This window comes from Bacillota bacterium (assembly GCA_012839765.1).
GTDB lineage: Bacteria > Bacillota > Limnochordia > DUMW01 > DUMW01 > DUMW01.
The window spans coordinates 1-8,425 of the sequence record DUMW01000091.1 but is presented as its reverse complement, the minus strand read 5'-3'; the positions used below and the strand labels follow the sequence as shown (position 1 = coordinate 8,425).

General features: G+C 55.2%; 5 protein-coding genes. All 5 read left to right on the top strand.

The features are described 5' to 3' along the window. On the top strand, positions 1 to 962 hold a 962-nt coding region (locus GXX57_09450; GenBank protein ID HHV44872.1), incomplete at its 5' end, for an extracellular solute-binding protein. Positions 963 to 991: 29 nt separating this feature from the next. Beyond that, positions 992 to 1,978, top strand: coding sequence for a discoidin domain-containing protein (locus tag GXX57_09445; GenBank protein HHV44871.1), 987 nt, complete (start codon positions 992 to 994; stop codon positions 1,976 to 1,978). A gap of 230 nt (positions 1,979 to 2,208) precedes the next feature. Next, complete coding sequence (locus GXX57_09440; protein HHV44870.1) at positions 2,209 to 3,123, top strand: discoidin domain-containing protein; 915 nt, start codon at positions 2,209 to 2,211, stop codon at positions 3,121 to 3,123. Between the two features lie 68 nt (positions 3,124 to 3,191). Then, the gene (locus GXX57_09435; protein ID HHV44869.1) at positions 3,192 to 6,278 is read left to right on the top strand and encodes a hypothetical protein; all 3,087 of its coding nucleotides are present in this window, start codon (positions 3,192 to 3,194) and stop codon (positions 6,276 to 6,278) included. A 549-nt stretch (positions 6,279 to 6,827) separates the two neighbouring features. Further along, positions 6,828 to 7,487 (top strand): hypothetical protein, encoded by a 660-nt coding sequence (locus GXX57_09430; protein HHV44868.1) that lies wholly within the window; start codon positions 6,828 to 6,830, stop codon positions 7,485 to 7,487. Positions 7,488 to 8,425: the final 938 nt, after the last annotated feature.

Sequence of the window (8,425 nt, the reverse complement as noted above, 5' to 3'; positions counted from 1 at the left end):
CCTTGCCGCCACATTTTGCAGAACGGTTGCAGCAGACCTTTTTCCCGGAGGCGGTGGCGGGTTTGACCTGGGACGGTGCAGTGCTAGCGGTACCGGCCTGGGCCAATATTACCGGCCTTTGGTACAACCGCCAGGTTCTACAGGAAAAGGGTATCGCGGATATTCCCTCCACTTGGGATGAGCTGTTCGATTTAGCCCAGCGGATCTCCACGGTGGGCAGCGACGGGGTTGTCATTCCGGCTTTGGGCACTCTGCCGGAAATGTGGAGCCTGGGGCGGATAATGGTGGCAATGCTCGTCTCCGAAGGTGGAGATCTGTTGACCCCCGATGGTCGGATCGCCCTTTTTGCCGAGGAAAGCCGCAACGCCATCAACAAGATGGTGGAGGCGGTGCAAAGGCGTGCCCTGGATATCGACTGGCGGGGAGGTCGGATCGGGATCGACAGTGACTTGGCCTTCTCCCTAGGCTGGAACTACTTTGTACGTACCATTGACACCCAAACGGTAAAGGATGTGGGGGCCGCACTGCTTCCCGCAGGTGCTGTGGGACACAGTGCTTTGTTCTATCACCATGCCGTTGCGGTGGCTAAGGGCTCCAACCAGGAAGCGGCCTTCGATTTTCTCGAATGGCTCACCTTTGAGGCCAGTCCTACCACGGGCCTTGTTCCCTTGGTACACAGCACCGCCGCTTCTTTGAACTTGCCCTTCCACATGGATGCGGTTACCCGCTTCCCGGAGTACTATGGTGAATACAGCGATGCCATGTTTGATTTCATGCGCAACATGGACTACGGTGTGTCGGTTATGCGCTACATCCGTCAGGGGGTAAGTCCTGATGTGGTGGGTACTGTGGTGTCTAAGATCTTGGACGGGATGTCGCCCCTGCAAGCGATTAACGATGCCATCATCGAAGTGCAGATAAATATCCAGGAGTGGCAGGAGATGCTAAAAGGGCGGATGTAGGTTAAGGCGAGTTTTGTTGGCTTAACGCTATGCAGGAGCACACCGCGGATTACCTAGGAAAAGAGCATGGGCCAATGAAAACCAAGGGCGGCTATCGCGGTCTACTTTTCATCTTCCTACTGGTGTGGGTCAGCAGTGTCGGTTGTTTACGTCTAACACCGGAACCGGTGCCGGAGCCCGAAGGGGAACTGATTTCCCTCGGCAAGCCCGCCATTGCGGATCCGGGGAACTGGTCGGCGGGTCAGGCCAATGACGGGGATCCCAGTACCCGTTGGGCTACTGGTAGTGATCAGTATCCTGCCTGGTGGCAGGTGGATCTGGGTGGACAGTATCAGTTGACCTGGATTGAGATCCTCTGGTACCAGCAGGAATCCCGGGCGTATCAGTACAAGGTGGAGATCAGTGCTAACGGAACGGACTTTGACGTGGTCATTGACAAGTTGAACAACAATGCCTCCGGCCCCACCCGGCAGGCTTTGGACCACCGGGGCCGGTTTGTGCGCATCACCCTGGAGGGGGCCTTCCCCGAAGGGTGGCCTTCCATTAACGAGGTTTCCATCTATGGGCTTCCCCTGGATGAAGAGGAAGAACCCACCGACTTAGAATCCCTCTGGCTGGCCCAGGGGAATCAGGAGCTGGCCCAGGGTCAGGCCGCCCAGGCCAACCAGGCTGGCTTTCCTGCCGCCAATGCCCTCGACGGTAACCTGGAGACCCGGTGGGGGACGATCGACGGATCTGTTCCTGCCTGGTGGCAGGTGGATTTGGGCGACATCTATGAGCTGGCGGGGATCGGAATCAATTGGTACAACGAGGCCATCCGAGCGCATCAATACCGGGTGGAGATCAGTGAGGACGGTGAAGAATTCACCACCGTGGTGGATAAGACCGACAATATAACCTTTGGCCCCACCGCCGATGGGATCGGACGGTCCGCAAGGTATGTGCGGATCACCATCACCGGGGTTCACCCCCAGGGCTGGCCGTCTATCTGTGAGGTGCGGGTCTACGGGAAGTAGGGGGAAAGGTCTCGGGTAGCGGAGGCAAGGTTCCCGACTTCCGGGAAACGGTGGGCTACTCCCGATGCCCTTCTAGACAGTAGAGGGGTTTGGAAGTAGCAGTTCCACCGCCCCATCCGCGGGGCAAAACCGGACCAGGGAGAAGGGATCTGCCTTCCCCCGCTGCCGAGTGAGTACGCCGTACAGGCAGATTTCGTGAAAACAGTTGGTCAGAAGGGAGAGGTAGAAGGATGAAAACACGGAGGAACGGTCACTGTCTTGTGTTACTACTGGTTCTCGTTTTGTCCATTGGTAGTCTGGCCCACGCCCAGCTTCAGGAGGAACTCATTTCCCTGGGTAAGCCTGCCACCGCAAACCCTGGAGAGTGGTCTGCTAACCAGGCCAATGATGGGAATCTGGAGACCCGGTGGGCAACGGGGAATGATCAATATCCCGCCTGGTGGCAAGTGGATTTGGGCGCGCAGTATGACTTGACCCGTTTGGAAATCCACTGGTATGGCCAGGAAGCCCGGGCCTATCGGTACAAGGTAGAAGTGGGGGCCACGGGAGCCGATTTTGCCGTAGTTTTCGATCAATTGGACAACACCACCTTTGGGCCCACCGATGCCTCTTTGAATGTGCGAGGAAGGTATGTCCGGATCACCCTAGAAGGGGCCCATCCCGGCGGCTGGCCTTCAATTAATGAGGTTCTTATTTACGGTACTCCTGTGGAAGACGGAGAACTGGATCTGGAAGCCCTGTGGCAGAAGGAGGGGAACCGGGAGCTTGCGGCGGGGCGGCCTGCCAAGGCGAACCAGGAGGGTTTCCCTGCGGCCCACGCCAATGACGGTAAGTTAGACACCCGGTGGGGCACGATTGATGGCTCCTTCCCGGCCTATTGGCAAGTGGACCTGGGCTCTGTGTACACCCTCAAGGGCCTGGCGGTGAACTGGTATAACGAGGCGACCCGCGCCCATCAGTATCGTATTGAGGTAAGCAAGGACGGTCAAAGCTTTACCACCGTGTTGGATCGGACGGATAATCGGGCCTTCGGTGCCACGATGGATGCCCTTGAGGTGGAGGCCCGGTTCGTGCGCATCACCATTACCGGCGCATATCCTGGCGGTTGGCCTTCTATTTGTGAAGTGCGGGTGTACGGTCAGTAGTACCAGAGAAAGACCTTAGCCCGGACGTTGGTGTCCTGCGTGGAGTACCTTGAAAGGAGAGCGGGATGGTGAAAGCACACAAGGTGGCAAGATATCTTGGCTTTGTGCTCATTGTTTTGCTTTTGTTTGGTGCTGCCCTTTGTCAGGGGCAGGAAGGGGGAGAGCTCATCTCCCTAGGCAAGCCGGCCACGGCCAATCCGGGGGATTGGTCTGCGGCCCAGGCCAATGACGGTGATCTGGCCACCCGGTGGGCCACCGGTAATGATCAGTACCCCGCCTGGTGGCAGGTAGATCTGGGTGGGCAATATGCTCTCACCGGAATCGAGATCAACTGGTATGGGGAAGAGTCCCGGGCTTACGGTTATACCGTCGCGGTAAGCAGTGATGGGATCGAGTTTGAGGTGGTGCTGGATCGAGAGGATAACCGGACCTTTGGCCCCACCAGCGAGGAACTGGAGGTACAAGGTCGGTATGTGCGGATCACCCTTACCGGGGCATACCCCAGTGGTTGGCCTTCCATCAACGAAGTGAGGATTTACGGCCGGCCCGCAGCCCAAGCAGGGCTTGTGGATTTGGAGAGTACCTGGATCGAGGCAGGGTACCAGGTGTTGAACCGAGGGAAAGCGGTGAAGGCGAACCAGGAGGGGTACCCCGCTGCCCATGCCAACGATGGTAAGCTGGATACCCGTTGGGGCACCATCGATGGTTCCTACCCGGCCTGGTGGCAGGTAGACCTGGGAAGTAAATATGATCTAGCGGGTGTGGCGGTCAATTGGTATAACGAAGCCTCCCGGGCTTACCAGTACCGCATTGAGGTTAGTGATGATGGTAAGGAGTTTACCACCGTGGTGGATAGGACGAATAATCTGGCCTTTGGTCCCACGATGGATGCCCTTGACCAAAGAGCAAGATACGTCAGGATCACCATTACCGCAGCTGTTCCCAATGGGTGGCCTTCCATCTGTGACGTGCGTGTTTACGGTGATCCGGCATCGAAGGAGGAGGCGTTGACCACGTTTTCGGCTGTCACTGTAGATTGTTCCACTGTCCTTGGTTCCTTGGCGGACTTCCGGGCGTTGTATATGAACAACGCAGGCCTTTCGGATCGGCTGGATATTGAACGGCTTCAAAGGGACTTTGATTTCCGGGTCTATCGTGGTTGGATGAACATGAGTCACTACTACAACCTGGAAAAGGGGACCTATGACTTTGCCCGGTATTACGCCTATCTGGAACGACTTAGTTCACTTAGTGATGGGATCATGATCGTGTTGCGAGGCCTAGAACCTCAGGTTGAACAGGGCCTACTCACTATGGAGGAGTACACCCAGATCCTGAAGGATGGGCTATTGCATTACAAGGAAAAGTACCCCAAACTGAAGTACGTGGAGGCGATGAATGAATTTGACCTCCTTCGGCAGGAGATCACCTTTACGCGGCCGTATTACGACTTCTACAAGGCCTTCTACGAAGCGGTGAACTACGTAAACAGAACACTACAGCCGGAGGAACCCTTGCTTTTGGGTGGTCCGGTGGCTTCCCACTTCGGAGTCAACTACACCAGTGATGCTTGGGAACGGGAACGAACCCTCTTGCAGGAGTTCATCCGAGACTTTGCCCAGGACCCCAATCCGGAAAAGCGCTTGGATTTCCTATCCTACCATCAGTATCTGAACCGGAATGGCTATCGTCCCAGTTTGGTGGATAGGGAAATTGAAATGATCAGGGAGTACTTCCTTGCTCACAGTTTGGATCCCGATGTCCCCATTCACATTACGGAGCTGGGTGTTCTGCCCGGCGACTACGGTACCGATGATTACGCCGCGGATCTACTGTTGCAAGCCGCCGGGGTGGCCACCTTGATGTATCGGTACCTGGAACAGGGGCTTACCACCACCTATCACTGGGTGGATCACCACTTGGAAAACTCCCGGAAAGACGTCCTGGTGCCCAATCAGCCCGGGAAGCTGACTCCCTATGGAAACATGATGCTGATGCAGACCATGCTGAAGCAAAACCGGGTGGCCGCGGTGGCCTCTCCCCAGACGTCAGAGGGGATCGGGGTGTATGCCTTGGCCAGTGCCGATGAGACCGGGGTGGCCATCATGATCTGGAACTACGATTGGCCCGACTGGACCTGGGGTGACGGGTCCCGGTATGAGAGTGTCGGCAGAGATTTTGCTCCGGTGCTCAATGTCTTTGCCCTGCCGGACTCTTTTTTGGGGAAGAACATGCGGGTGGAACACTACCTAATTGACTCCACCCACAGCAATTACACCTACAATCTCCAACGCGCAGAACTGGAGAAGGTGGTGGATAAGGTGCAGCCTGCAGCGGGGTGGTACACTGCCACGGTGCCCTTGGAGAAAAACGCCATCGCGCTCGTGGTCCTCATCCCCACCGACGAAGAACCCCGTCCGTCGGTAGTAGTCTCCTCACCGGAACCCTTTACAGTGGTTCAAGGTGCTGTTCCCGTGCGGGCCAATGTGGATTTACCCCTGGGAGTGCGTCTAGAGCAGGTGCAGATTGCCCTTAACGGGGGAGTAATCTACGAAGGAAGTAATGTGCCTAGCGATTTCATGATGGATACGGCAGCCTACGCGGATGGTGATTATGAGCTGGTCGTAAGTGTACGGACCGCCAATGGCGCAGTGGTGAGTAAGACTGTTCCGGTCACCTTCCATAATGCTTGGGAGCTAGTGGATGATCTACTGCCCCCGAAGACTACTGCTTGGGGTGGGATGACCTTGAGCCTTGATCGCTCCCTCCACGCGGATAGTTCCCCGGGGTGGGAGTATAGGGAAGGGCCGGAAGGTAGCATGGACGATGAAACCCGCCTGGCCCGATCCGGGGATACCACCGAGTACCTGCTTTGGGAAGCGGAAGGGTTGACTGGTTTTTCTGTAGTGCTCTATGCAGCTGATCAGACTGTGGAAGATCACGTGGTTTTTGAAGTGGCCAAAACCAAAGACCAGTGGTCGGTGGTCCCCTATACGGTGACGGTGTTGGATCAAAGCGAGGGATGGTACGCACTAAAGCTGCAGGGCAGTGTGGCGGAACCCGGGGCAATGCTCCGTTTGACCATTAAAGAGGGGAAATTCCCTGGAGATGCTCTGCAGTTGGGTAAAGTGACGCTCAGTGGAATAAAGAAGTAGGCAATGTTTCGGGACGATACACAGGGTCCTCTTCCCGTAGGGGTGAGGGCCCTTTCTATTTGTTCACCCGGGTACGGGGGTGGCGGGGAAGGGGCGGCTCCAAGGGCTAGAAGAATAGGGACCCGTGCAAAGGTAATTCAAGGAAGATCCCGTTGGGGAATTAGGGGTTTGTTTCTTCCTGAAACATCGGATATTAGGAGATATCGCTGGTTACGGTGTTTCATTTCTTATGCAACTGTTGCAGAAAAAATCATTCCTGGTGGAAGCAGGAAAACGTTGTTGAAATGAGGAATTATGTATATGAAGGCAAAGTGACGGAAACTTACAATTCGCATTCCAAGGGTTTTGCCCGGGTATTGGCGAAGCCCTTGGGATATAAGTGGTATTGGAGGCTGGAACTTGTCACTGTTCCAAGATGAGCAAGGTTCTTCCTGTAGGAGGTGAGGCTGTCGATTCAGACTCAACCTAGCCTGGAACATTAGACTAAGGATCAAGACTAGCGAAAGACTCCAAAGCCAAAAAAAGGAACGTGGGAGGAATAGTAGACCAATGAAAAAACTGTTTCTAGCTGTGACCGTGCTTTGTGTACTATTTGCTGCTGCCAGTGTATCCGCCAAAGTATTGGTAGAAGAGGACTTCGAACAGGTAGACCTGGGTAAACTGCCCGCAGGCTGGGAGATTATTTCCGGAGAACCTGGCGTGTATAGTGAGCAGGCCTACAGTGGCAATAAGGCTCTGCGGATTCAGCCCCCGGCAGACAACGCGAGCGGTGTCTTGGACTATGTCTATGTTCCCTTTGAAACCCAATATGACAAAGTGGTCGTGGAGTATATGGTCTATACACCGGGGACTGCTGGCCGCGGCTTAGCCTTTTCCGTATCCCGTCAAGTGTATGAGCCCGATCCCGTGGAGACCTATGCCAATGAAGCCGGTCCCTACCTGTGCGTGCGTAACGGCAAGCTATCCTACTTCTCTGGTACTTGGGCAGATCTTATGCTGGACTTTGATACTACCCAGTGGAACAAAGTGAAAGTGGAAGTTGATGTGAAGGCACAAAGTTTCACCGTTTACGTGAACGACGTGGAAGTGGGGCAGGGACGGTTTCGCTCGCCGGTGGATAGCCTAGGTCTTGCTGTATTCACCATCTTCCAGACTGGTGGCCCCAGCGAAGTGGCTTGGGTTGATGACGTGAAGGTGTACGTACCGTAAGGACAGTTAAAGACCACCGCTGGACCGACGCCGCGGGTCCTATGGACCCGGACGTCGGGCCAGAATTTTTCGGGTCATGTGTGTAAGCACATGGCCCTTTTTGTATCTACCAGGAGTTGGTCTTTTGGATGTCAATGGGTCTAGTCTCTGTCTCCCCAGGGTTTTGGGAATGGCCTAGGTGTTGAGTTTGGTTTGGGATTCTCCTTGGTTTTTTCCCTGTGCCCGAGCCCAGAACCTCAGGCTTTAACAAGGGTGTGGTTCCCTCCGAGAGCCTTCACCTCCGACTTGATTTCACTAAAGCCCCCCTCATTGCCGCGGATCTTTTTCCTGGGCGGCTGGATTGGCTTTACAAGTATCACCAAAGCCAAGGACCGGGGTCTAACAGAAGGCCTCTTTTCATGGCATATGGCCTTTGTTGGGGGGACTGGACCAGAGCGCTGGAGAAAACCGTCCTGTGGTTGAACGGATACTTCCGAGTGCCCGTCCCTTCTCGCCTTTCTTACTTATTACGACTTGATCAACTGCCAGGCCGATCGCCCATGGGCATCCTTTCTCGCCCCCCGAGAAGCACCCGGGGGTACCTTTGCGGGGAACCGGTGGGTCCTGGGGGGAGATCCCTCTGGGTTGTAATGTGTGTCCACCGCTGGAAGGCGTGGGGCAGAGCGGATGCTAGGGTGGCACCGGACTGTCGCGTGAACTTCAAAGTATGGGTTTGGCCGGTCTGCCCTGGATTTGCCTTGGGGGAAGATAAGTTTTCTAACATGGGGAATAAGAATTTGATAGGAAATCTATGGGTTTTATTTTACCATCTAACCGGTATTTCGCACCCTCTTAGCAACCAGCCGAGCAGTTTCTGATTAAGGAACAGATCAGCTAACCCAGTCGATCTGAATTAAGGGAATAGTGCTAAGAATTATGTAAATAAGTTGTGAAGAAGG